This is a genomic window from Acinetobacter sp. USHLN143 (assembly GCF_037145695.1).
GTDB lineage: Bacteria > Pseudomonadota > Gammaproteobacteria > Pseudomonadales > Moraxellaceae > Acinetobacter > Acinetobacter fasciculus.
Genome location: NZ_JBBCWZ010000269.1, coordinates 1 through 291, shown reverse-complemented (window position 1 = coordinate 291; position 291 = coordinate 1). Strand labels below are relative to the sequence as shown.

General features: G+C 48.1%; 1 protein-coding gene. It reads right to left on the bottom strand.

Annotated features, from left to right (window positions below; translation table 11 throughout):
* A partial coding sequence (locus tag WFH18_RS18025) for a helix-turn-helix domain-containing protein (protein ID WP_180109158.1) occupies positions 1-276 on the bottom strand: 276 nt, incomplete at its 3' end.
* Positions 277-291: the final 15 nt, after the last annotated feature.

The window sequence follows — 291 nt, the reverse complement described above, 5'->3', positions numbered from 1 at the left end:
GGACCGAATCAGGCAGTCTTCAACATGACGGACAATTCTTGAGGCTGTGGGCTCTGAAACCCCGTAGCTCGTCGCAACGTGAAATAAGGTTCGGTATTCCCGCCAATAGCTCAGACAGAGCAGAACCTGGTCTTCCAGGCTTAACTTGGGCGGTCTGCCTTTGGCAGGGACATGTTTCTTCAATTGCTCAACCATCAAATAGAAAGTTGACCATGAGATGCCTGTGTATCGCTTGAACTGAGGATCAGAAAGCTTGTTTGAATCGATGTATTTCATCCGCAGATTATGCAC